This window comes from Streptomyces sp. Act143 (assembly GCF_003143935.1).
Taxonomy (GTDB): Bacteria; Actinomycetota; Actinomycetes; order Streptomycetales; family Streptomycetaceae; genus Streptomyces.
Map to the genome: position 1 here is coordinate 2,959,025 of NZ_QFRX01000001.1, position 23,435 is coordinate 2,982,459.

At 70.8% G+C, this 23,435-nt stretch carries 15 protein-coding genes; 3 read left to right on the forward strand and 12 right to left on the reverse strand.

What is annotated here, in order from left to right:
* Positions 1–361: 361 nt before the first annotated feature.
* Complete coding sequence (locus tag DI272_RS13195; RefSeq protein WP_109495565.1) at positions 362–2,485, reverse strand: type IIA DNA topoisomerase subunit B; 2,124 nt, start codon at positions 2,483–2,485, stop codon at positions 362–364.
* Between the two features lie 440 nt (positions 2,486–2,925).
* Between DI272_RS13195 and DI272_RS13200 the strand changes: the two genes are divergently transcribed.
* Positions 2,926–3,156: a hypothetical protein gene (locus tag DI272_RS13200; RefSeq protein WP_109495566.1), complete on the forward strand. Its 231-nt coding sequence runs from the start codon at positions 2,926–2,928 to the stop codon at positions 3,154–3,156.
* 145 nt (positions 3,157–3,301) lie between these two features.
* On the opposite strand, the gene DI272_RS13205 is transcribed toward DI272_RS13200, so the two are convergent.
* The 8 genes from DI272_RS13205 to DI272_RS13240 all read right to left on the reverse strand — a co-directional run bounded on the left by DI272_RS13205 (position 3,302) and on the right by DI272_RS13240 (position 17,815).
* Positions 3,302–4,159, reverse strand: a complete 858-nt coding sequence (locus tag DI272_RS13205; protein WP_109495567.1) for a trypsin-like serine protease — start codon at positions 4,157–4,159, stop codon at positions 3,302–3,304.
* Between the two features lie 167 nt (positions 4,160–4,326).
* Positions 4,327–5,862 carry an RNA polymerase sigma factor gene (locus DI272_RS13210; protein ID WP_109500818.1) on the reverse strand — a complete coding sequence of 512 codons (1,536 nt, stop codon included), beginning with the start codon at positions 5,860–5,862 and terminating at the stop codon, positions 4,327–4,329.
* Positions 5,863–6,293: 431 nt separating this feature from the next.
* Positions 6,294–7,181 carry a FadR/GntR family transcriptional regulator gene (locus DI272_RS13215; protein WP_109495568.1) on the reverse strand — a complete coding sequence of 296 codons (888 nt, stop codon included), beginning with the start codon at positions 7,179–7,181 and terminating at the stop codon, positions 6,294–6,296.
* A 162-nt stretch (positions 7,182–7,343) separates the two neighbouring features.
* Entirely contained in the window at positions 7,344–9,563 is a 2,220-nt protein-coding gene (locus tag DI272_RS13220; RefSeq protein WP_109500819.1) for an ATP-binding cassette domain-containing protein, read from the reverse strand.
* A gap of 160 nt (positions 9,564–9,723) precedes the next feature.
* The gene (locus tag DI272_RS13225; protein ID WP_109495569.1) at positions 9,724–10,482 is read right to left on the reverse strand and encodes an NUDIX domain-containing protein; all 759 of its coding nucleotides are present in this window, start codon (positions 10,480–10,482) and stop codon (positions 9,724–9,726) included.
* Positions 10,483–10,612: 130 nt separating this feature from the next.
* Entirely contained in the window at positions 10,613–12,529 is a 1,917-nt protein-coding gene (locus tag DI272_RS13230) for a glycogen debranching N-terminal domain-containing protein (RefSeq protein WP_258314883.1), read from the reverse strand.
* Positions 12,530–13,619: 1,090 nt separating this feature from the next.
* Positions 13,620–15,473, reverse strand: a complete 1,854-nt coding sequence (locus tag DI272_RS13235) for a DUF4192 domain-containing protein (RefSeq protein ID WP_258314542.1) — start codon at positions 15,471–15,473, stop codon at positions 13,620–13,622.
* Positions 15,474–15,655: 182 nt separating this feature from the next.
* Positions 15,656–17,815, reverse strand: a complete 2,160-nt coding sequence (locus DI272_RS13240; RefSeq protein ID WP_109495571.1) for a RecQ family ATP-dependent DNA helicase — start codon at positions 17,813–17,815, stop codon at positions 15,656–15,658.
* Between the two features lie 308 nt (positions 17,816–18,123).
* Here DI272_RS13240 and DI272_RS13245 point away from each other — a divergent pair, with 308 nt between their 5' ends.
* Entirely contained in the window at positions 18,124–18,756 is a 633-nt protein-coding gene (locus DI272_RS13245; RefSeq protein WP_109495572.1) for a hypothetical protein, read from the forward strand.
* Positions 18,757–19,245: 489 nt separating this feature from the next.
* Here DI272_RS13245 and DI272_RS13250 read toward each other — a convergent pair whose 3' ends face one another.
* From DI272_RS13250 to DI272_RS13260, 3 genes are all read right to left on the reverse strand, one after another.
* Positions 19,246–19,878 carry a hypothetical protein gene (locus DI272_RS13250; protein ID WP_109495573.1) on the reverse strand — a complete coding sequence of 211 codons (633 nt, stop codon included), beginning with the start codon at positions 19,876–19,878 and terminating at the stop codon, positions 19,246–19,248.
* Between the two features lie 68 nt (positions 19,879–19,946).
* Positions 19,947–20,648, reverse strand: a complete 702-nt coding sequence (locus tag DI272_RS13255) for a ribonuclease HII (RefSeq protein ID WP_109495574.1) — start codon at positions 20,646–20,648, stop codon at positions 19,947–19,949.
* Between the two features lie 115 nt (positions 20,649–20,763).
* Positions 20,764–21,387, reverse strand: a complete 624-nt coding sequence (locus tag DI272_RS13260) for a TetR/AcrR family transcriptional regulator (protein WP_109495575.1) — start codon at positions 21,385–21,387, stop codon at positions 20,764–20,766.
* A gap of 187 nt (positions 21,388–21,574) precedes the next feature.
* On the opposite strand from DI272_RS13260, the gene DI272_RS13270 reads away from it, so the two are divergent.
* Positions 21,575–23,122 (forward strand): MFS transporter, encoded by a 1,548-nt coding sequence (locus tag DI272_RS13270; RefSeq protein ID WP_109495576.1) that lies wholly within the window; start codon positions 21,575–21,577, stop codon positions 23,120–23,122.
* The last annotated feature ends 313 nt before the right edge of the window (positions 23,123–23,435 follow it).

Here is a 23,435-nt window from a genome sequence, read left to right on the forward strand (position 1 = left end):
CCGACCGACCCTAGAGCCCAGCCCCCGTCCCAGAAACCGATCCCGACCGAGAAGCCAGCCCGCCCCGCCCCGCCCCGCCCCGCCCCGCCCCGCCCCGCCCCGGAAACCGATCCCAACCGACCTCGCCGCCGTCAATCCTGGTTCGACCCGCGAGCCAGGCCCCGACCTGAGGCGGGAGAACCCGCCCCAGACCGGCCCCGGCCCACGATCCGCCCCGGCCCCTGCCCCGCCCACGTTCACACCCGGCCCACGATCCGAGCCCGGCCCGCGCACCTTGAACCCGCAGACCCAGATCAGCCCACGGCCCGCGCACCCCGAACCCGCAGACCCAGATCAGCCCCGCCCCAAGCAGCGCGCAGCGCTACGCGTCGATGCGCGACCGATCCAGCGTCGCGGCCGAGCTGGAGATGAACTCCTTGCGCGGCGCCACGTCGTTGCCCATCAGCAGGTCGAAGACCTGCTCGGCCGCCTCCAGGTCGGAGAGGTTCACCCGGCGCAGCGTGCGGTGGCGCGGGTCCATGGTCGTCTCCGCCAGCTGGTCGGCGTCCATTTCGCCGAGACCCTTGTAGCGCTGGATGGAGTCCTTGTACCGGATGCCCTTGCTCTGGAACTCCATGAGCTTGTCGCGCAGCTCGCGGTCCGAGTACGTGTAGACGTACTTGTCCTGCCCCTTCTTGGGCTGGATGAGCTCGATCCGGTGCAGCGGCGGCACCGCCGCGAAGACGCGCCCCGCCTCGATCATCGGCCGCATGTAACGCTGGAAGAGCGTCAGCAGCAGAGTCCGGATGTGGGAGCCGTCCACATCGGCGTCGGTCATCATGATGATCTTGCCGTAGCGCGCCGCGTCGATGTCGAAGGTCCGGCCCGACCCTGCTCCTATGACCTGGATGATCGCGCCGCACTCGGCGTTCTTGAGCATGTCGGTCACGGACGACTTCTGAACGTTGAGAATCTTGCCGCGGATCGGCAGCAGCGCCTGGAACTCGGAGTTCCGAGCCAGCTTCGCCGTACCCAGCGCGGAGTCTCCCTCGACGATGAACAGCTCACTGCGGTCGACGTCGTCGCTGCGGCAGTCGGCGAGCTTGGCGGGCAGCGACGAGGACTCCAGGGCCGTCTTCCGGCGCTGCGCGTCCTTGTGCTGACGGGCGGCGATACGCGTGCGTGCCGCCGCCACCGCCTTCTCCATGACGACTCGGGCCTGCGCCGCGGCATCCCGCTTGGTGGAGGTCAGGAACGCCTTGAGCTCCTTGGAGATCACGGTGTTCACGATGCGACGGGCCGCCGAGGTACCGAGGACCTCCTTGGTCTGCCCCTCGAACTGCGGCTCGGCTAGGCGGACCGTCACCACCGCCGTGAGGCCTTCCAGGGCGTCGTCCTTGACGATGTCGTCCTCGGCCACGCGCAGCAGCTTCTTGGCACGCAGCACCTCGTTCATGGTGCTGGTCACCGCGGTCTCGAAGCCCGCCACATGGGTGCCGCCCTTGGGGGTGGCGATGATGTTCACGAACGACTTCAGGGTCGTGTCGTACCCCGTGCCCCAGCGCAGGGCGACGTCGACGTCGAGCTCCCGGGTGACCTGGGTGGGCGTCATCTGCCCGTGCTCGTCGAGAACGGGAACCGTCTCCCTGAAGGTGCCCTGGCCGGAGAAGCGGAGGACATCGCAGACGGCCTTGTCGGTCGCCAGGTACTCGCAGAACTCGCTGATGCCGCCGTCGAAGCGGAAGGACTCCTCGCCCTTGCTGCCGCCCTCTCCGAGACCGAACTCGTCGCGGACGACGATGGTGAGGCCGGGGACGAGGAACGCGGTCTGACGGGCGCGCTGGTGGAGGTTCTCCAGGGAGAGCTTGGCGTCCTTGAGGAAGATCTGCCGGTCGGCCCAGTAGCGCACGCGCGTGCCGGTGCGGGTCTTGGGGATCTTCTTGGCCTTGCGCAGGCCGCCCGTCGCGTCGAACTTGGCGTCGGGTCCGGCCGCGGCGAAGCCGCCGGGCACGCCACGTCGGAAGCTGATCGCATGCGTGTGTCCGTTGCGGTCCACCTCGACGTCCAGCCGCGCGGACAGGGCGTTCACCACGGAGGCGCCCACGCCGTGCAGACCGCCGGAGGCCGCGTAGGAGCCGCCTCCGAACTTGCCGCCGGCGTGCAGCTTGGTCATGACGACCTCGACGCCGGACAGGCCGGTCTTCGGTTCGACGTCGACCGGGATGCCGCGGCCGTTGTCCCGGACCTCCACCGACCCGTCGTCGTGGAGGATGACCTCGATGTGGTCGCAGTAGCCCCCGAGGGCCTCGTCCACGGAGTTGTCGATGATCTCCCACAGGCAGTGCATCAGGCCACGACTGTCAGTCGAGCCGATGTACATACCCGGGCGCTTGCGCACGGCCTCGAGCCCCTCAAGGACGAGCAGGTGCCGCGCGGTGTAGTTGGAACCGTCCCGGTCTGCTCCTGCCAGCAGCGCTGTGGACGGCACGGACGTCTCGGCGGTCACGCGGTTCGCTCCTCGCTGAATTTCAGGTGTGGCCCTTGTGGGTAAGGGCGCGGCTTCGGCCGCCGCCAAGAGGGTACCGAGGCCTGGTAGAGCCGTTGTAACGCCACCCTCGTCTGAACTCACACTAGTCCAGAGTCGCATGCATGTTCGATCCCTCGATGGAGTGAAGTACATATCACGTTCCCTTCGGGGCATGAACCATTTAGGCTCCGGGCACGTCCTCATGAACAACCGGCAAGCCAGCCGGGAGGACAGACATCGACATACAGCGCGAACCCGTAAGACACAAAGACACGCAATACGGCACATTCGCCGCCAACCGGCAACAGACAGCCGGCCTCGAAAGATTTTTTCGAGGAAAAGCCCCGAGCGGGAACGTTTTAGGGCTGGTTGGATGTTGACCCTGGTACGACAGCTCGTCGAGCTAGAGAAGAGGCGACGTGACTACTGTTCTGACCCCCGCGAGCCCGTTGACGGCCGCCGATCGCTGCGACCGCTGCGGCGCCCAGGCATACCTGCGCGTCGTCCTGCTCAGCGGCGGTGAACTGCTCTTCTGCGCCCACCACGGGCGCAAGTTCGAGCCGGAACTCAAGAAGATCGCCGCTGAGATACAGGACGAGACGGAGCGGCTGACGTCCGTTCCCGCATCCGCCTCCGAAGAAGAGCGCTGACACCTCGCGTCCACGACGAGTCGGCATCGGCACAGGCCGATACGCGGACGGCCGCCCCTGACAGCAGGGGCGGCCGTCCGCACTCATGACCGGCGGTCACCGGGACGGCCGCCCGACCAATCGCCCGTGGCGCCGTCACGCCCCCTCAGGGCGCCGTACGGCCCTCTCCCGCCCTGTCGGCCCATCCGAGCGTCCGTACGACCTCGGACACGCGCGTGTAGACGCCGGGACTGCCCGGCAACGCGCAACCGCTCCCCCAGGACACCAGCCCGATCAGCCGCCCCTGGGCGACCAACGGACCGCCGCTGTCGCCCTGACAGGCATCACGACCGCCCTCTTCCTCGCCGGCGCACAGCATCGAGTCGGCGCGGTAGGTGCCGTCCGCACTGCCTGGGTAGGCCCGCTCGCACAGACCGTCGGACAGCACATGGACGCGGGCGGCCCGCAGGCTCCGGGCGTAGTCGCCGCTGCCTGTCACATCTCCCCACCCGTAGACCGTCGCATCCCCGCCCGGCTCGTACGCCGCGTCACCGTCGGCCGCCATGGTGATGGCCGAGTCGCGCGGCAGCGGCTTGGCGAGCCTGAGCAGCGCGAAGTCCCCGGCATTGGTGTCGGGGTCGTACTCCGGGTTCACCCACGTGTCGCGCACGCGGATCTCCTGACCCTGGTCGGAGAGCAGGTCGGTACGGCCCGCGATGACCTTGAAATCACGCACCCGGTGCGGAGGCACCCCCAGGACGTCCTCACCCACGCAATGCGCCGCGGTGAGCACGGTGGTCCGGCCGACGGCCACGCCCCCGCAGAACTGTCCCGCGCGCGTACCCCCGAACCGGTCACGACTGGACAGCGCCACGGTCCACGGGGCGTCCGAGATGTCGACGGGGAAACCGCCTACGACGATGCTGTCGGCGGCCACCGGGGCGGCGGACGCCAGCGGTATGGCACCCGCCACGGCCGCCAGGACCAGCGACCGGTTCAGCGCCCGGGCAAAGGGACGACGCATGCATGCTCCTCACTCTGGGGTGGACTTGGAAAACCCAGAGTGATCCACGGCGCCGCGCCCCGCACCCGCGGACGCCGCAGCCACGCCCCGCCCAGCCCGGTCCAGCACGAAGGCCCGGCCCCCTGAGGGGAGCCGGGCCTTCGACGTCGTACGACCGCGTCCGCTTCCTAGTCGAGGTAGTCGCGCAGCACCTGCGAACGCGACGGGTGGCGCAGCTTCGACATGGTCTTGGACTCGATCTGGCGGATGCGCTCACGCGTCACGCCGTACACCTTGCCGATCTCGTCGAGGGTCTTCGGCTGACCGTCGGTGAGACCGAAGCGCATCGAGACGACGCCCGCCTCGCGCTCGGACAGGGTGTCGAGGACAGAGTGCAGCTGCTCCTGGAGGAGCGTGAAGCTGACCGCGTCGGCCGGGACCACGGCCTCGGAGTCCTCGATGAGGTCACCGAACTCGCTGTCGCCGTCCTCGCCCAGCGGGGTGTGCAGGGAGATGGGCTCGCGGCCGTACTTCTGGACCTCGATGACCTTCTCGGGGGTCATGTCGAGTTCCTTGGCCAGCTCCTCCGGGGTGGGCTCGCGGCCCAGGTCCTGGAGCATCTGACGCTGCACGCGCGCGAGCTTGTTGATGACCTCGACCATGTGCACCGGGATACGGATGGTGCGGGCCTGGTCGGCCATCGCGCGGGTGATCGCCTGACGGATCCACCAGGTGGCGTACGTGGAGAACTTGTAGCCCTTGGTGTAGTCGAACTTCTCGACCGCGCGGATCAGACCGAGGTTGCCCTCCTGGATGAGGTCCAGGAAGAGCATGCCGCGGCCGGTGTAGCGCTTGGCCAGGGAGACCACCAGACGGAGGTTGGCCTCCAGGAGGTGGTTCTTGGCGCGGCGGCCGTCCTCGGCGATGATCTCCAGCTCGCGCTTGAGCTTCGGGGCCAGCTTGTCGGCGTTGGACAGCTTGTCCTCGGCGAACAGGCCGGCCTCGATGCGCTTGGCGAGCTCGACCTCCTGCTCGGCGTTGAGCAGCGGGACCTTACCGATCTGCTTGAGGTAGTCCTTGACGGGGTCGGCGGTGGCGCCGGCCACGGCGACCTGCTGCGCGGGCGCGTCGTCCTCGTCGTCGTCGGAGAGGACGAAGCCCTTGCTCTCGCCGCCCTCCTCTTCCTCCTCGCCGGGCTTGATGTCCTCGAGAACCTCGTCCTCGAGAACCTCCGCGTCGTCCTTGCCGGCGGTCGTCTTCTTGGCCGTCGCCTTCTTGGCGACGGTCTTCTTCGCGACCGCCTTCTTGGCGGTCGTCGCCTTCTTCGCAGCGGCCTTCTTCACGGGCGCCTCGCCCTCGGCGGAGGCCTCGGCGGCGGGTGCCGCCGGAGTGGCGGTGGCGGTGGCCTTCTTGGTGGTCACCGCCTTCGCCGCGACCGTCTTGGTAGCGGTGCGCTTGGCCGGACTCTTCGCTGCGACGCTCTTTCGGGTGCGCTTGGGCTCCGCGGCACTGACCATCAGCGTCACACCCTCTTCCTCGAGGATCTGGTTGAGGCTGCGCAGTACGTTCTTCCACTGAGTGGCCGGAATCTGGTCAGCTTCGAAGGCCCGACGCACATCGTCGCCGGCGATCTGCCCCTCAGCCTTTCCCCGCTCAATCAGAGCCATGACAGAGACGGACTCGGCGATCTCCGGCGGGAGCGTACGGGATGTGCTGGCCGACACGAACAACCTCTCGGAACGTTGGAAAACGGCTTCCGGCCCCGTCCGGGATTGGACAGGAACCGACCACCGGCCATGAGGACGGGCCGACGGTGCGGGCGGGGGCCGGGAAGATGCACAGCGCCATGCATGGCGTCCGTATTCCCTCCGCGGCTGTCACCTCTTAGGTCATCGCGTTGCTTCCACGAGCGTTACGCCCAATCTGCGTGGCCCGAGTCACACCCCGTAAGCGCTCAAAAACGGTCAGAAGCGGACAGAGGCGGTCGCCTGCGCGCGTCGGGAGGAAGAAAACAGCTTGCAGACCGCCTCGCCCGCACTGTCGGACCCCGCAGGATCCCGAAGGATCCTGCGGGGTCCGACGGGAGGCGGCCCTTCGGCCGGACCGTACCCAGGAGGGGGAGGCACCCTCCGGCCGCGCCGCCCGCGGTGCGTGGTCAGTGCTCGCGCGGCGCCGGCACCACGCGCTCCACCTCGGGGTGGACGATGAGCAACTGGCGCATGGCGGACTCGGCCGCCATGCCGTCGCCGGTGGCGAGAGCGTCGACGATCCTGCCGTGCTGCGCCAGCGATGCCTCGTTGGGGCGGTCGCATCCGGTGACCGGACCACCCGACACCTGAAGGGCAGCCGACACGATCCCGGAAAGGTGCTCCAGCATGCGGTTGCCCGCGACCTGGATGAGCAGGGAGTGGAACTCGGCATCCGCGCGCGAGAACGTCAGCGCGTCCCCCTGCGCCATGGCGTGCCCCATGATCTCCACCATGTCGGCAAGCCGCTGCTGCACTTCCTCGCGCCCATGGCCGGCGGCGAGGCGGGCGGCGAGCGGTTCGATCGTCCAACGCAGCTCGCTCAGCTCGCGGCGCTGGTCGTCGCGCTGCGGCCCGAACGCCCGCCATTCGATGATGTCCGGGTCGAGGAGGTTCCAGTCACTGACAGGGCGCACGCGCGTGCCGACGTTCGGGCGGGCGCTGACCAGGCCCTTGGCCTCCAGGACGCGGAGGGACTCACGGACGACGGTACGGGAGACCTCGAAACGCTGGCCGATCTCCTCGGGCACCAGCGGGCGGTCGGCGCCCAGGTCGCCGGAGACGATCATCTGACCCAGCTGCTGGACGAGTTGGCCGTGCAGTCCGCGTCCACGGCTGCCCGCGGCACGCCGGCCGACGCGGCCCAGTTCGGGTTCCGCGGCGTCCCAGGCGGAGGCGCCGAGGCGGTCTGCGGCGGGCACATCCGCGTAGGGGTAGCGGTCGAGTTCGCCCGGGCCGGCGAGACCGGAGTCTGCGGAGCGGGCGGCGGTCATCATGGTGTGCGCAAGGGTACTCACGGATCCTTTGTCGGCGCCGTCCTCAACTCCCTTGAGGTCTTTGGTGAAAAGCACACGAAAGGGTGATCGCTCACCCCGTCGCAATTGACGCCTTATCGGAAAGAAATGGGCTTTCCGTGGGGAGTTGCGTACAGAGCAGGTCCAGAAGGTCGCGGACGGTCGTCATCGGACCCTGCTGCGCAGGGTCGTGAGCAGATATGCGCAGAGCAGGCCCGTCAACGACAACGCCAGCGCGCCGCCCACGGGTTGACCGATCACTCGGGCCACGCCGGACAGATAGCGCTCTCCACCGAAGGGCCACTGGAGCAGAAACGTCTCACGCAGCCGCAGTGGGAATCCCGCGGCCGTCCGCACAGCCGGTCCCTCCAAGGCCTTTTGTACGAGGGGGACGACGACGACCGGTACGGCGACCACGGCGGCCAGCCCCGCGGTGGTGGACCGGAAGATGCCCGCGGCCAGCACACCGGCCCAGGCACACCCGACGACGAGCCCCAGCCAACTCGCGCCCAGCGAGAGCCAGTCGGCGGGAACTCTGGCGAGCTCCCCTCCGTATACGAGATAGAGCACTTCGGCGTCGCAGCCCACGGTGAGGAACGCCAGCAGCAGCGCGGTGGCGCCGGAGACGACGAGTTTGGCCGCGAGCAGCCCCAGCCGACGGGGCACGGTGCCGCGGTCAGCCGCGAGGGCGGGGTGGCGGAACTCGTCACCGAAGGCGAACGCACCCAGCAACCCAGCTCCGAGCGCCGCGGGCGGCAGGGGCAGCTCTCGCGGCCACGCGGCCAGAAGACGGTGCTGCGGGGTGTGGCCGACGCGGGCGAGCAGTACGGCGGTCAGAGCGGACGCGACGAGCACGGCGGCCCCCGTGAGGAACCCGGTCCCGACCCCGACCGCGCGACGCAGCTCATAGCGAAGGGGACGCAGGGGGCTGGGAGCGGGACGGACCGAGATGGGGGGTGGGAGTGGGGACAGGGCGCCGGGCCCGGAGATGGCGCGGACGGGAACGGGGCGCGCGGGTGCGGGGCGCGCGCCGGGCTCGGCAGGCGGTGCAGTCCGCGCAGGAGCCCGCTGTTGCGGGGCCGCGCAGGAGCGGGCGTCAGACGTGCTCGCCTCGGGGAGGCGGGTGCCGGGTTTCTGCACCGCTTGGGCCGCCGCGCCCTGGGCGAGCTGAGCGAGGCCGGTTTGCGGGGCTCCCGGGGCGTCGAGGTGCGGGTGGCGGTCTCGGGCGGGGCGTGAGGGCGGTGAGTCCGTCAGGGACTGCGGTACGAAGTCGGACGCGTGGGACGAGTGCGTCGCCGTCGGCTCCGGTCCAGGGCTGCGGGAACCGCAGGAAGCGTCGACCTCTCCGGGGTCGGCCAGGTCGACCGGGCCCTCCGAGGCCAGGCGGGCTGCCTCCGGGGGATCGGTCCGCTCGGGTACGTCCGCAACGGCCGAGTCCGCCGATACGACGCCGGGACTCCCCCGCCCATCCGCAGCGGGTCCCCCGCTCCCTGGAGCCGTTCCCGCGCCCGGACCCATGTCGCCGACCTCGTCGGCCAGTTGATGGACGAGCACGCCATGACGGAACGCGATCTCGCCGACGTCGGCGCAGGTGCTGCCGTACACGGAGAGACGGTTGCCGCCCTCCCGGACGACCTCGACCGAGCGGTGTGCGGTGCGGGCCTCCTTGGCCAGGAGCGCGGCGAGACGGACGGCGTGCGGGGTGCGGACGACGACGCGGGGACGCAGCCGGGTGCGGGAGAAGTCGGCGGCCTCCTGATCGGCGACGAGTCTGCCCTCGTCGAGGGTGACGACCCGATCGGCGGTGCGGGCGGCCTCCTTGGGGTCGGCGGTGGTGATGAGCACGGTGCCGCCCTGTGTCGCGTGAGCGCGCAGCATGCCGTACAGCCAGCGGCCCTCCCGGACGGAGAGACCCTCGGCAGCGTCGTCCAGCACCAGCGTGTGCGGGTCGGACAGCAGGGCGCAGGCCAGGCCGAGGCGGCGGTCCATGCCGCGCGAGAGGGTGCCGAGGCGCTCCTCGCGCAGACTGACGAGACCGACGACCTCCAGTACCTCGTCGGCACGCCGTACCGGAACCCCTGCCGCGGCACACAGCATCCTCAGATGCCCCCGGACCGTGCGTGCCGGGTGGCCCGGCACATCGCCGAGGAGCACGCCGACTTCGCGCGAGGGATGGGCGATCCGGTGCAGGGGGCGTCCTCTGAAGTAGGTGACGCCGCGGCCCTGTTGGAGTTCGAGCATGAGCCTGAGCGCGGTCGTCTTGCCCGACCCCGGCGCACCGAGCAGCGCGGTCACGCGGCCTGCCCGGGCTTCGAAGGAGAGGTCGTCGACGACGGGCGGAAGCTCCTTGCGAGGGTTGCTGGTCAATCCGTAGGCCTGGATCACCCGCAGCAAGATAGCGCGCTATGTCCGTTTTTTCGGGTACCGCGAGGCCCGCTCGCCGGACGGCAGTCAGGCCTCGCGGACCGGAGTTCGCCGCTCACCCGATCCACCGAACAGCGCCCGGACCCCTACCTCCCGCCGTGATGAGGGCGGTTGAGCAGCCTCACACCTCGGGGCGCAGCATCGGCGGGTTGAGGAGAGTGGCGCCGCCGGCGCGGAAGAGCTGGGCGGGACGGCCCCCCTGGCGGGTGGTCGTCCCGCCGGTGGGGACGAGGAAGCCCGGCGTGCCCGTCACCTTGCGGTGGAAGTTGCGCGGGTCCAGCGCCACTCCCCACACGGCTTCGTAGACGCGACGCAGTTCCCCCACGGTGAACTCGGTGGGGCAGAACGCCGTGGCCAGCGACGAGTACTCGATCTTGGAACGGGCGCGCTCGACACCGTCGGACAGGATCTGCGCGTGGTCGAAGGCGAGCGGTGCGACCGGTTCGCCGTCGCGTCCATAGCCCCCTTGCTGGAGCAGTTCCTCGACCGGCGCCCAACGTGCGTTACTGGCGTCGCCGCCCGCCCGGGGTGCGGGGAGGTCGGGGGCGAGCGCGAGGTGCGCGACGCTGACCACCCGCATGCGGGGGTCCCGCTTGGGGTCGCCGTAGGTCGCGAGCTGCTCCAGGTGCGCGCCGTTGTCCTGCGCCGGCACGGCCGGTTCGTGGGCGCGCAGCCCCGTCTCCTCGGCGAGTTCGCGGGCCGCCGCCTGCGACAGGTCCTCGTCGGCCCGTACGAAACCGCCGGGCAGCGCCCAGCGCCCCTGGAAGGGCGGTTCGCCCCTGCGCACCGCCAGCGCGCACAGGGCATGGCGGCGCACGGTCAGCACGACCAGGTCCACGGTGACGGCGAAGGGCGGAAAGGCTGACGGGTCGTAGGGCATGCGGCGATCATAGTCGTCTGCCTGACGATAAACACTCCCTTCGTCGGCCGCATCGGTGGCTGATCCACTTCGGTCCGGAACCTGCCGATCGCCCGCTCCGGGCTGTACCGCGGCAGTGCGTCGTACGAGGTCACACCCCTAGTTGCAGCCCGTCGGCCGCCTCTTCGACCATGGCGAGACCGAGGCGGCCGACCCGCACGGAGAACGGGGCACCGGCGATCCGCAGTCCGGTCAGCACGATCTCTCCCAGCGGCGCACTGCGCACGGGACGCAGGGTGACCGTCCCGGCCGGGGCGTCGGGGCGGATTCCCGCGAGCGTGGTCAGCAGCAGCACCCCCGCGGCCGCCGCGGTGGCCGCGGGCCGACACGCCGCCGGGTGCGGGACGGGCGTGCTCCCGTCGGTGCGCTGCTCCCCCGCGTACATCTCGGGCAGCCGGTGACCGAAGGCCTCGGCCGCTGCCAGCATGCCCTGGAGCAGTGACGTCGCCTGCTTCTCGTATCCGGCGGCGGCCAGGCCCGCGACGGCGACCGCCGTCTCGTGTGTCCGGACGGCACCCCCGCGATGTCCGTACGGGTTGTACCCCGCCTCCTTCGCGCCCAGCCCCCGCAACCCCCAGCCCGAGTCCATGGCAGGACCGCCGAGCAGCCGGGCCAGCTGTTCGGTCCGCACCTTGCCGAGCAGCCCGGCGGCCAGCTCACCGGCGCCCAGCAGACCGGTGTCGAGGAGATGCACGGCCGCAGCGCCGAGGTGCGGGACGGGACGGCCGTCCGGGGCGAGGGCTGCCGCGGGCCGACCGCCGCTCAGATCGTCGATCCAGAACTCGCCCTGAAAGGCGGCCCGCAACTCCTGCGCCCATTGCCGCAGCCCGGGACCACCCGGTCTGCCGCAGGAGTCCAGCAGATCGGCGCCGAGCAGGGCCGCGCGATGGGCATGTGCCTGCGTCTCGCAGCGCAGCGGGCCGCCGGGCTGCGGATCGCGCAGATAGGGACCGTCGCCGACGTTGGTGCGCAGCCAGGTCAGACAGCGCTCGGCGACCGGCAGGAACTCTTCCGTCTCGGCATCAGGCAGCCCCCAGCGACGGGCTTCGGCGAGCAGCGCCGGGAAGAGCAGCGTGGCCTCCGTCCCGGTGCAGCTCGGCGGCAGATGGGTGCCCGCGTCCCGTCTGGGTCCGGGAAGCATCCCGGACTGCGGCCCTGTGCCCTGGAGTTGGGTGCGGGCGAGGGTGCGCAGTGTGCCTGCGGCGAGGCGGGTGCCGAGCGGCAGGGCCATCCGGGCCGCGGCGAGCGCGTCGGCCGGCGCCAGCCCGCACCGCCAAGGCGCGCCGGCGGCCAGGTGGGTGTCGGTGGGATGTGCGGGGTCGCGCAGCAACAGGGCCTGAAGGTCCTCGATGCTCGTCCGCAGGAGGTGCTGCGCCCTGGGGTCGTCGCCCATCGCCCGGGCGGCAGCGAGAGGGCTCGTCGCCGCCCGGCCCACGGCCCGGGCGGGGCCGGCACCGTCGAGGCGCACCCGCAGCTCCACGCTCGCGCTGCCTCCCGGCGGCACGACGAACTCCCAGCGCAGCAGTCCGGCCGAGGCCAGTGCGTCGGCGGGCGGCGGGTCGGCCGTGACCGACGAGTTCCCGGCGGGGGACGACCAGCGCAGGCCGGAGTCGTGCACGCTCGCGGGCAGTTCGGGTCCCGGACCTCCGCCCGCGATGGCTCCCAGGTCGGCCAGATCCGTGCCGAGGGCCACCTCGACCGGCAGTCTCAGCGGGCGAACGGCCGCGCTGTGCACAGTGATCCGCTCCGTACCGTCAGCGTGCCGGATGCGCTCGACGATCACATCGGGGTCTGGGCCCACATGCGGAGAGGTACGCAAGGTGCCGAGGAATCGCACGCTGTCGGCCCCGGTCATACGCGCCTGGACCGTGAGCGGTTCACGCCCGGCCACTCGGACCTGACAGCGCGACAGCACACGTCGACCGGCCCGGAAGACCCCTTCCAGCCCGCTGCCCGTCAGCTGTCCTTGCTCCGTGGAGATGGCGAGGCTTGGGAGGGCGACGCAGATCAGAAGGGTGTGGGTGGGAGGCAGGTCGGCAGGACGCCGGGGCGGCGGCAGTTGACCGCTCGGTGCCGGTGCGGCCGGGGAACGGCTTGCCTGCCGCAGGGGGCGGGGTGGCGTCGAGGAGTGGGGCGTGTGCGTGTGCTGGTCTGTCCGCGGTGGGGTTGGAGGACGTGTCTGGATTGCCGTCGGCGGGATCGGTGGGTGTGTCTGGTCTGCCGTCAGCGGGGTGCGGAGGGGTGTCTGGTCTGCCGTCAGCGGGGTTGGGAGGGGTGTCTGGTCTGCCGTCGGTGGCATTGGAAAGCGTTTCTGATCTGCCGTCGGCGGGTTCGAAGGGCGTGGCTCGGGTGCCGCTGCGGCGGAGGGTGGGCCATGCGCTTCGACGGGGTCCGGCTCCCATGAGGGAGACGGGTCCTGGCCCCTCGTCCCGCTGATGGGGTCAGCCGGAACGGCCTCCCATGATGGGTGGGATGAGGGGCGAGCAGGGACGCCGCGCAGGCCTCCCGGCGCGGGCTGTCCGGCACCTTCGGGTCCGGCACCGTCAGGTCCGCCGCCGTCAGTTCGGGCACCCTCGGGTCCGACACCATCCATGAGCGAGGAGAGGCGGGGACGCCGCGCAGGCGGATCCGCGGCGGAAGGGTGGTCGGCGGCGGCGGGCGGAGTCGGCTGGTACATGGGCGGCCTCTTCTGCGCTCGGTGCGCCTCGGGCAGGTGCGGCGTCCTCGGGGCGGGACTCTGAATCGTGGCGGGACTGTGAACGGGGGTGCGGCGGCAGGTCCGTCCACGCGTTCCGCCACTCAGGTGAACGGAGCAGGACTCCTCGGGGTCACGCCTCCGGCCACCGATGCAGACCGGATGGCGGTGGGGTCGGAAACCCGCGGCCAGGCAGGTGCGGTATCTCCTCCACACCACCCGCGCCACCCACGCCGCCCGCCCCACCCACGATGCCGCCCGACAGCCAGGTTCGACGGCCTTGGCGACGGCCCCCAGCCGTCCGAAGCCGCAGGAGCCATAGAAGCCGCAAACGCCCTTGCAGATGCCGAAGCGGTGCACTCCGCCGAAGCCGCCGAGTCGGCAGCGCCTGCCCCACGCGCCCTCACGTTGTTTCCGCATCCCCTACGCCCCCGGATCGCGCATCGTCTCCGCGCGTCCCGCGTCCGCTCCCGTCGACGCCCTTCCGTGTACGTCCGGTACGCGCTCCCTCAGGCCGCGTACCACCCGCGGACGTGCGCCCCGCGCCAGGCCGCCGCGAACCACTCGACGACGAGCGCGCCGCACCAGGCCGCGCACCTCCCGCGGCCGACGCACGAGGGCGGGAGCTGCCCACCCCCGGACTGTGTCCATCCTCCTTCGCTGATCGGGCCCCGCTCGCAGCCGCGTCGGCGGATCGGGTCCGGCGTCGACGGGCGGAACCCTGCGCAGGCGACAGAAGCGGCACGGACACGGCAACATCGCCGTCCTCTACGGCCCGCATGTCCTCGTCGTCTCCGGCGCTTCCCGCGGTCGACAGATCCGGCGCCGTTCCAGCCACGGAATCACCGGCTTCCGCGGTCTCCGTCCGTCCCCTGTCACCACGTTCCGCCCGCAGGCAACGGCGGATGGACTCCGGGTCCAAGCCCTCGTTGCAGGCCTGATGGAGCAGACGCGCGAAGAGGTAGTCAGGGTCCGCGCCCAGGGCCATGGCCAGCGCCTCCCTGGCCTCCAACTGGTCGCCGGTCGACCATGCGACCCAGCCGGCGAGGGTCAGAGGCGCCGCGGCATGTTCGCCGTACGGTCCGACGCAACGTCGGGCGAGGGCGCGCCAGAGACGAAGGGCCGGGCCTGCCGCGTCCCCTTCCATCCACTCGGCCGCACGGTCACGGGTCGTGCGGTCCTGAAGGCCGAGAATCAGTGCCGCGGCCTCATCGTGGCCCAGCAGTTGGTCGTCCCGAAGATCCTCGGTGAGGATGCCGCACACGGACGGTGCTTGCTCGAAGCGCCGCATGATCAGTTCGGCGAGTTCCAGAGTCTCCTCGGCAACTCCGGCGCGGCCGGCCTCGTCGAGGATCCTCGGGACGATGGCCATACCGGCCGTGTCCAGGGCAATCTCCTGGGCCAGGGCGGAGGCGTTCTCCCAGGGCATCATCCTGGCCCGCAACTCCCGCAGGGTGCCTCGCACTTGGAGGCCGGCATAGGTGGCGGCAGCCGCCAGCACCGAGGTACCGGGCAGGCCCATCGCATGCCCCTCGGGCGGACAGCACGCCTCGCTCACGCAGCAGTACGACCAGAAGCGGCCGTCGGAAATGCACAGCGCCTCGATCACCGGCACGTCGCGGGAACCGCACTCGATGCGCAACTGCTGGGCGAGCGGCCGGAGTCGTTCCATCACCTGCCGGCCCGATTCGCCTCGCCCCGGCTCCTGGCAGAGGTAGGCGACCATCTGGTCGGGACGGGCTCCTCTGCGCTCGCTGCCCGTGACCAACCCGTGGGCCAACTGCCGGGCCACCGCGGGCCAGTCGTCGGCACTGGCGGGGATGCCGAGCCGAGCCCGGCCTCCGAAGCGGCCACGTCCGTCCTTGTCGCGGAGGGCGACCAGGACGATGCTGTCCTCCGGCCGGTAGCCGAGCAGATACGGCAGGGCGTCGGCCAGTTCGGCCGGGGTGCGCAACGTCAGCTGGTCGTCGCCGTGGCCGTCGTACGCGAGGGAACTGACAGGTTCCGTCCGCCCCGGGCGCTCGCCTCGCGCGCCGAGCACTGGGCGGGTGCCGCTTGCCGGTGCCCCGCCACCGTCGGACGAGGTGCCCCTCTCAGGGACGGAATCGGGGCTCCCGACGGGCGAGGCGTTTTCGAGAGATGTGGTGCTTTCGTGAGACGCGGTGCTTTCGAGGGATGAGGCGTTCGAGAGCGATGAGGTGCTTTCGGTGGATCCAGAGCTTTCAGGGGATCCAGTCGTTTCGCCGTGATTCGTCATGCCCTGACGATCTCGCACCTCGCCGCATCCCGCTTGAGCCTGTGGATAACTCCGGCCGCGGACACGTCAATTCGATCCAGGCGCGCCTACGTCAACGCTCTCGGGCGCACCAACGGACACGCTGACGCACGCCCCGAGAGACACGCTGACGAACATGCTGACGGGCGCCCGCACGAAGCGACTCAGCCTGCCGCCGCAAGCACCAGGGGAAGCACCTGCGCGCTCCCGGCCCGAAGGAGCAGGCGGGCGGCGACCGCCAGAGTCCAGCCGGAATCGGTGTAGTCGTCCACGAGCAGGACGGGGCCGGGAGTCCGGGCCAGGGCCTCGGCGAGCCCCTCCGACACACCGAAGCTGCCGGACAGCGCCTTGAGCCGCTGCGCGGAATTGCTGCGCCGGGCGGTGTGCGCACCCCCTGGGCCCGTGTAGGTCAAGGTGCCCAGGAACGGGAGGTGGCCGATGCCCGCGATGCCCTCGGCAAGGGAACCCACCAAGCGGGGGCGGGCCAGGGACGGTACGGCGACGACACCCACCGGCCGGGCGGCGGCTTCCGCGCTGCCTGAGGCCCACCCGCCCGGAGAGCGCGCCCAGTCGGCGAGGACCGCCACCGCGGCCCGCAGCACGTCGTCCGGGACCGGGCCGTCGGGCGCGTCCTCGGCCAGCAGCGGGCGGAGCCGGTTGCCCCAGCCGATGTCGGAGAGCCGCCCCAGGGCACGCCCGGTGGAGCACTGCTCCTTGGCCGGGATACGGCCCTTGAGGTCGATGCCCAGCGCGGGCATGCCGGTCGGCCACATCCGACGCGGTTCGACCTCGACACCGGGGCGGTCCAGTTCCTTCGTCGCCGCCGTCAGCGTCTCCGCCGAGACGGAGGTGTCGGCCCAGGGCCCGGCGCAGTTGTCGCAGCGGCCGCAGGGGGCCGCCCCCTCGTCGTCCAGTTGGCGGCGCAGGAACTCCATGCGGCACCGGTCCGTGCTCACATAGTCGCGCATGGCCTGCTGCTCGGCGGCGCGCTGCCGCGCCACCCAGGCGTACCGCTCGGCGTCGTAGACCCATGGTTCGCCGGTGGCGACCCAGCCGCCCTTGACCCGTTGGACGGCCCCGTCCACGTCGAGGACCTTGAGCATGGTCTCCAGGCGGGTGCGCCGGAGGTCCACCACCGCCTCCAGTGCGGGCACCGACAGCGGTCGGCCGGCGTCGGCCAGCGCCGCGAGGGTCTGGCGGACCTGCGCCTCGGGCGGGAAGGCGGTGTCGGCGAAGTAACGCCAGATGGCTTCGTCCTCCTTGCCCGGCAGCAGCAGCACATCGGCGTGCGCCACACCGCGTCCCGCGCGGCCGACCTGCTGGTAGTAGGCGATCGGCGAGGACGGCGAGCCGAGATGGAGGACGAAGCCCAGGTCGGGCTTGTCGAAGCCCATGCCCAGCGCCGAGGTCGCGACCAGCGCCTTGACCCGGTTCTCCAGCAGGTCGGTCTCGGCCTGGAGCCGGTCCGCGTTCTCCGTACGCCCCGTGTAGGAGGCGACCTGGTGTCCTCGCTGTCGCAGATACGCCGTCGCCTCCTCGGCTGCGGCGACCGTCAGCGTGTAGATGATTCCGGAGCCGGGCAGCTCGTCCAGGTGCTCGGCGAGCCATGCCAGGCGGTGCGCGGCGTCCGGGAGGCGCACGACGCCGAGGCGCAGGCTCTCCCGCTCCAGCGGGCCGCGCAGCACCAGGGCCTCGCCCGCGCCGGTGCCCAGTTGCTCGGCCACGTCCGCGGTCACGCGCGCGTTGGCCGTCGCGGTGGTGGCCAGTACAGGAACCCCGGGGGCGAGCTCGGTGAGCATCGCCCGCAACCGGCGGTAGTCCGGGCGGAAGTCGTGCCCCCAGTCGGAGATGCAGTGCGCCTCGTCGACCACCAGCAGACCGGTCGTCGCCGCCAGCTTGGGCAGCAACTGGTCCCGGAAGTCTACGGAGTTGAGGCGCTCCGGGCTGACCAGGAGCACATCGGTCTCGCCCCGCTCCACCTCCTCGTGGATGGTGTCCCACTCCTCGGGGTTGGCCGAGTTGATGGTGCGCGCCTTGATCCCGGCCCGTGCCGCCGACTCGACCTGGTTGCGCATCAGCGCCAGGAGCGGCGAGACGATCACCGTCGGGCCCGCGCCGCGGCGGCGCAGCAGCGCGGTGGCGACGAAGTACACCGCCGACTTGCCCCAGCCGGTGCGCTGCACCACCAGCGCGCGCCGTCGGTCCTCCACCAGCGCGGCCACCGCCTGCCACTGGTCCTCCCGCAGCCGCGCGGAGCCGTCCGGCGCCCCGACCAGCTCGGCGAGGACGGCGTCGGCTTCGGCACGGAGATCCAGGTTGTCCATGACTCCATGCAACCCGATGGCACTGACAATCGGCCACTTCACACCGCGTGACACCAGGCATCCTGTCCGTCAGGCACGCGTGCGTGTCTGGCGTCGCACGGTGAGACACCGGGTAGGGATATAAACCACACACCGTCAGATACCGGTCGGTGGCCCCAATTGCTCGTTGCCGCATCCAAGTTCGCCAGGAAGAATTGAACTCCGCTCCCCGCACGGCTCGCCCGTGGTCCGGTAGGGCTCTGCTGCGGCGTGCGTTCCCCCGAATCCGACCCCGCCCGCAGTGTGGGCGCGTAGCCGAAGGGAGGACCGTGACCTTCGGATTCGCTCCGTCCTCGGCGGCATCCACGTCGACGTCTGCCGACCTGTCCGCCGCATCCAACCCGCTGACCCGTCTGCTCGAACCCGCGGAGTGGGCCGCAGCCGGGATTCCCCTGCTGCGCAACCCCCGGGAGGTCGTCAGCGGACTGCACTCCCGGCACCGTCCGACGACCGCGACGGCGATCGTGGCCGTCCTCGATCCGGACGAACGGCTGCGCGCGAGCGCCTCGTTCACCCGCCGCCCGGCACCGGCCGACGGGTGGATGTTCCGCAACGCGCTGCTCGCCCAGCTGCGCCGGGTCATCCCGCACGATCTGCGCCGCCGCACGCCGGTACGTACGGCCGTGCTGCTGTACTGCCGTGACGGCGACGCGCGTTGGACGGAGGAGGACGGGGCGTGGATGTGGGGACTGCGCGACGCCTGCACCCTGCATGGACTGCGCTGCGGCGCCTACATCACGCTGACCCGTGACGGCTGGCAGGTCCTCGGCGAGGGCCGCGGCGGCCGTCGGCCCAATTCCACGTCGGCGCCGGAACCCTTCGCCTTGTCCGAGGCGCCGCCCCCGCTGCCGCGCACCGGCGGTGCCGCTTCAGAGGTGCTGCGCCGCGCGGCAGCCCGCTGAGCTCCGGAAGGTGCCCCAAGCCGCCTTCCGACGCGCGGCGCGGGCCCTCCGGTCAACTCCCGACAACCACGGCTCCCCCGGACTCGCCACACAGCCATGTCGTACGGCGTCACGCCGCATCGAAGCCGTCGTACGACGACGTACGGCATCGCACGGCGCCCTGCAGCGTCACACAGCGCCCCACTGCATGAGTGTCGAGCGTCCTGAAGAGGTCGGGGTCGTCACGCAGCGACGCCCGCCCTGGGTACCGCACGTCCACGGCAAAGGACGACGGGCGGGCCTCTTCTGGATGTGGCCCAGCACAGCCCCACCGCGAGCCGTACTCACCGCAGCGAGCCGCTCAGCGGCGCCGGAACCGACCAGGGCGAGGGCACGCGCACGGACCGCCCTCAGGCGTCCGCGCACGACAAACCCCCCACCGTGCAGGCGCCACCGCAGCGGCGCCCTCATCATTCCCGGCGGCGTCCCCCCGGACGTACCGGAACGGGCTCAGACGCCCGTGCCCAGCACCGAGTTGATCTGCTGCGGGTCGCCGCAGACGATCAGCAGGGCGCCGGCCCGGCTGTGGGCCAGGGGCAGGGCACCAGCGGCGACGGCGTCGGAACCGCCGTTGACGGCGACCACGACGACAGGGCGCGCGGCGGCACGGGCCACGGCATCGGCGTCGAGGTAGAAGACGTCGTCGCCCGCGTCGTGCTGAGCCCAGTAGGCGGCTTCGCCGAAGGACAGCTCGTGGGCGGCCCACGGGTGCTGCTCGCCGGTGGTGACCACCAGGACGTCGCCGGGGGCACGACCCGATTCCAGGAGCAGGTCGACGGCTTCCTCGGCGGCGTCGAGCGCGCCGTCGGCGGAGGCCGGGATCAGCTGGATCTGCGGGGTCGCCGGAGCAGGAGCGGCGGCGCGGGGCGCCGGGCTCGGTCCGGGCTTGGCGGCCACGTCATGCGGCGCGCGCTGCACCGGAGGCGTGGGGCGGAGGGGGCCGGGACGCCCGGGACGCGGATGGGCCGCGGGCCGGGGACCGGGTACGGGGCGGGGGGTCGGCGCGGTACGGCCACTGGCCGAAGTGGCGCGGGGACCCTGGGCACTCTCGTGAATCTGAGGCTCCTCGGGAAGGAGAGGCATGAGCTGACTTTTATCAAACATTGGTGCGGCTCGCGTCGGCGGGTGGCACATAAGTGCGAGCGGAACGGTCAGAAATCGAAGCCGAGCTGGCCCTCGATCTCCGGAACGCGTCCGTTCGCCCAGCTGCGGACCTTCTTGAGATGCCGCCACTGGGGCAGCGCATCAAGATACGCCCACGACAGCCGGTGGTACGGGGTGGGCCCCCGCTCCTCCAGCGCGGCCTTGTGCACGGGTGACGGATACCCGGCATTGTCCGCAAAACCGAAGTCTGCATGGTCGATACCCAGTTCGGCCATCATTTTGTCGCGCTGGACCTTGGCGATCACCGAGGCCGCCGCGACCGCCACGCAGGACTGGTCGCCCTTGATCACCGTACGAACCTGCCACGGCACCCCGAGGTAGTCGTGCTTGCCGTCGAGGATCACCGCCTCGGGACGGACCGGCAGGGCGTCCAGGGCACGTACTGCCGCCAGTCGCAGGGCGGCTGTCATGCCCAGGTCGTCGATCTCCTCCGGGGACGCGTGCCCCAGGGCGTACGACGTCACCCACTTCCGCAGCTCCGCGGCGAGCTCGGTGCGCCGCTTGACGGTGAGCAGCTTGGAGTCGGTGAGGCCTTCGGGGGGTCGGCGCAGTCCGGTGATCGCCGCGCAGACGGTGACGGGGCCGGCCCACGCACCGCGCCCCACCTCGTCGACACCGGCAATGACCTTCGCTCCGGTCGTGGCGCGGAGGGAGCGCTCGACGGTGTGTGTAGGCGGTTCGTACGGCATGGCGCCCTTAGCGTACGCCGCCCGGATCATCCGGCGACACCCCGGTTCCCGGAGTGGTGTCACGCTCCGCCCGCGACCCACTCAGCCCGCGACGGTACAGCCGCGGCAAGGCCCTTCAGTCACCGCTCGGCCGCAGCAGGGGAACCATGAACTGGTCGAGCATCTCCTGCAACTCCTGATCAGTCCATTCGCTTCCGCTCATCTTGGAGCGGTACATCATCATGGCCGGAATGGCGTCGAAGACATAGCCGTTCGCAGCGTCGGCGCGGACCTCCCCCCGCTCGATTCCGCGGGCGATGACCTCCCTGAGCAGTCTGAGCGTCGGCTCCACGACCCCTCCGAAGATCACCCCATGGAAGCGCTCCGCCTGAGCCTCGTCGCATTCGTGAATGACGGCACGGAGCGCGAAACCGGGACGCGAGTACATCGCGTCACGCGCCTGCCGACAGAGCGCGAGGAGGTCCGCACGCAACCCGCCGAGGTCGGGCGCCTCGTCTATCAACGGCAGTCCGGCCTTGAGCGCGTCCGCGACCAGATCCTCCTTGGAGGGCCAGCGGCGGTAGACCGCGGCCTTGCCGGTCTGGGCGCCCGCGGCGACTCCTTCCATGGTGAGACCTTTCCAGCCGACCGTACTGAGCTGCTCCAGCGCAGCATCGAGGATCGCGCGTTCGAGCACGGCGCCGCGCCGACGGAGGGAGGCCGCCTGAGCGGGGGCGGCCGTCCAGCGCGAGGTAACCATCTGAGTTTCTCCAGCGAGCAAGGGGATCGGGGAGGTCGGTACTGCAAGGAAGACGCGCGGCGACAACGGGGGGAAACGCCACACGACTCCAATTTAAGTGAACGCTTGCGTTCACTAAGGGGGACTCACTACCGTGGACGCGACAGTGAACGCGAGCGTTCACTAAGGCATTTGTGGGGGACCCATAGTGACAACCTCTCAGTTGATCAAGAATCAGAAGCCAGGTGCGGCTCGCCGGGAAGGACACCCCGGCATCGCGCTCACCGTCATCGCGGCCTGCCAACTCATGGTGGTCCTCGACGCGACGATTGTGAACATCGCGCTCCCGCACATTCAAGACGCTCTGAAGTTCAGCACCACCGACCTCACCTGGGTCGTCAGCGCCTACACACTCACCTTCGGCGGGCTGCTGCTCCTGGGCGGCCGCGCCGGTGACATCCTCGGCCGGCGACGAGTCTTCACCACCGGCATCCTGCTGTTCACCCTTGCCTCGCTGCTGGGTGGACTCGCCCAGGAGCCCTGGCAGTTGCTGGCGGCACGCGTCCTGCAAGGCGTGGGGGGTGCGATCGCGTCGCCCACCTCGCTGGCCCTCATCACCACCACGTTCCCCGAAGGCCCGGAGCGGAACCGGGCGTTCGGAGTCTTCGCCGCGGTCTCGGCGGGCGGTGGCGCGATCGGCCTCCTCGCGGGCGGCATGCTGACCGAGTGGCTGGACTGGCGGTGGGTGTTCTTCGTCAACGTGCCGATCGGTGTACTGATCGCCGTCCTCACGCCGCTGTACATCAGCGAGTCCGAACGGCACACCGGCCGCTTCGACATCGCGGGCGCACTCACCTCGACAGCCGGTATGGCATCCCTCGTCTATGGCTTCATCCGCGCGGCGGACGAGGGCTGGCGGGACAGCCTGACGATCGGCTCCTTCGCCGCCGCGGTCGTCCTGCTGCTGTCCTTCGCGTTCATCGAGACGCGCGCGAAGGAGCCGATCACGCCGCTGAGGATGTTCGCCGACCGCAACCGCTCGGGCACCTACGTGATCATGCTGAGTCTGGCTGCGGCGATGTTCGGCATGTTCTTCTACATCGTTCTCTTCGTGCAGAACGTGCTGGACTACACCCCGATCGAGGCAGGACTCGCCTTCCTGCCGGTGACGGTGGTCATCGCTCTCGGCGCGGGTCTGTCGCAGCGGTTCCTGCCGGTGCTCGGCCCCAAGCCGTTCATGCTCGCGGGCTCGGCCCTCGCGGTGATCGGCCTGTTCTGGCAGACCCTGCTCAGCTCCGACAGCACGTACGCCGGCGGCGTTCTCGGCCCGATGCTGGTGTTCGGCTTCGGAATGGGCCTGAACTTCGTCACGCTGACGATCACCGCGGTCTCCGGCGTCGCCCCGCACGAGGCGGGCGCGGCATCCGGACTGCTCAACACCACGCAGCAGGTGGGCGGATCGCTCGGCCTGTCCATCCTGACCACGGTGTTCGGCTCGGCCAGCAAGGATGAGGCGGAGAAGCAGCTGCCTCAGTTCATGGCCGACGGCACGGCGGAGCAGAAGGCGGAGTTCGCCAAGACGCATCAGCTGCCCGCGCCCTGGGGCCACGAGGTGCTCGCGCAGGGCATCTCGACGGGATTCGTCGCGGCGGCTTCCATGGCCGTACTCGCCCTCGCCACCGCCTGGCTGGTCATCCGGGTCCGCAAGAGCGACCTGGAAGCGCTCGCGGGGACGGCAGGCCCCGGCATCGGCTGACCGGGGCGGACTCACGCAAAGCCGCGGATGGCCGGGCGTCGTCCGGCGGACGGCAGGCGCCGACGCCGGTCCGGCCATCCGCGCGGCGAGAACCAGCAGCCCCACCAGAATCCACACCGCCCGCATGACACCCCCAGCACCCGTCGTACGTCACTTGGCCGCAGGCCCCATGGCTCACACCGCGACTGCCACGACAACGCACGGGCGGTCACACAGAGTTCCCGTCATGCACGGAGAGTTTTCAGACGAACCGACAACGACACGCAGCGCTGCGCGCCCCCGTGTGAGGGTCACACGGTCCTGGTCGAAGCCG

Bases quoted from the DNA above. Each gene is read 5' to 3' on its own strand.
- DI272_RS13205 (WP_109495567.1), bottom strand. From the start codon at position 4,159: ATGCGTCGTCCCTTTGCCCGGGCGCTGAACCGGTCGCTGGTCCTGGCG.
- DI272_RS13225 (WP_109495569.1), bottom strand. From the start codon at position 10,482: ATGCCCTACGACCCGTCAGCCTTTCCGCCCTTCGCCGTCACCGTGGAC.
- DI272_RS13235 (WP_258314542.1), bottom strand. From the start codon at position 15,473: ATGACGAATCACGGCGAAACGACTGGATCCCCTGAAAGCTCTGGATCC.
- DI272_RS13240 (WP_109495571.1), bottom strand. From the start codon at position 17,815: ATGGACAACCTGGATCTCCGTGCCGAAGCCGACGCCGTCCTCGCCGAG.
- DI272_RS13250 (WP_109495573.1), bottom strand. From the start codon at position 19,878: ATGCCTCTCCTTCCCGAGGAGCCTCAGATTCACGAGAGTGCCCAGGGT.
- DI272_RS13255 (WP_109495574.1), bottom strand. From the start codon at position 20,648: ATGCCGTACGAACCGCCTACACACACCGTCGAGCGCTCCCTCCGCGCC.
- DI272_RS13260 (WP_109495575.1), bottom strand. From the start codon at position 21,387: ATGGTTACCTCGCGCTGGACGGCCGCCCCCGCTCAGGCGGCCTCCCTC.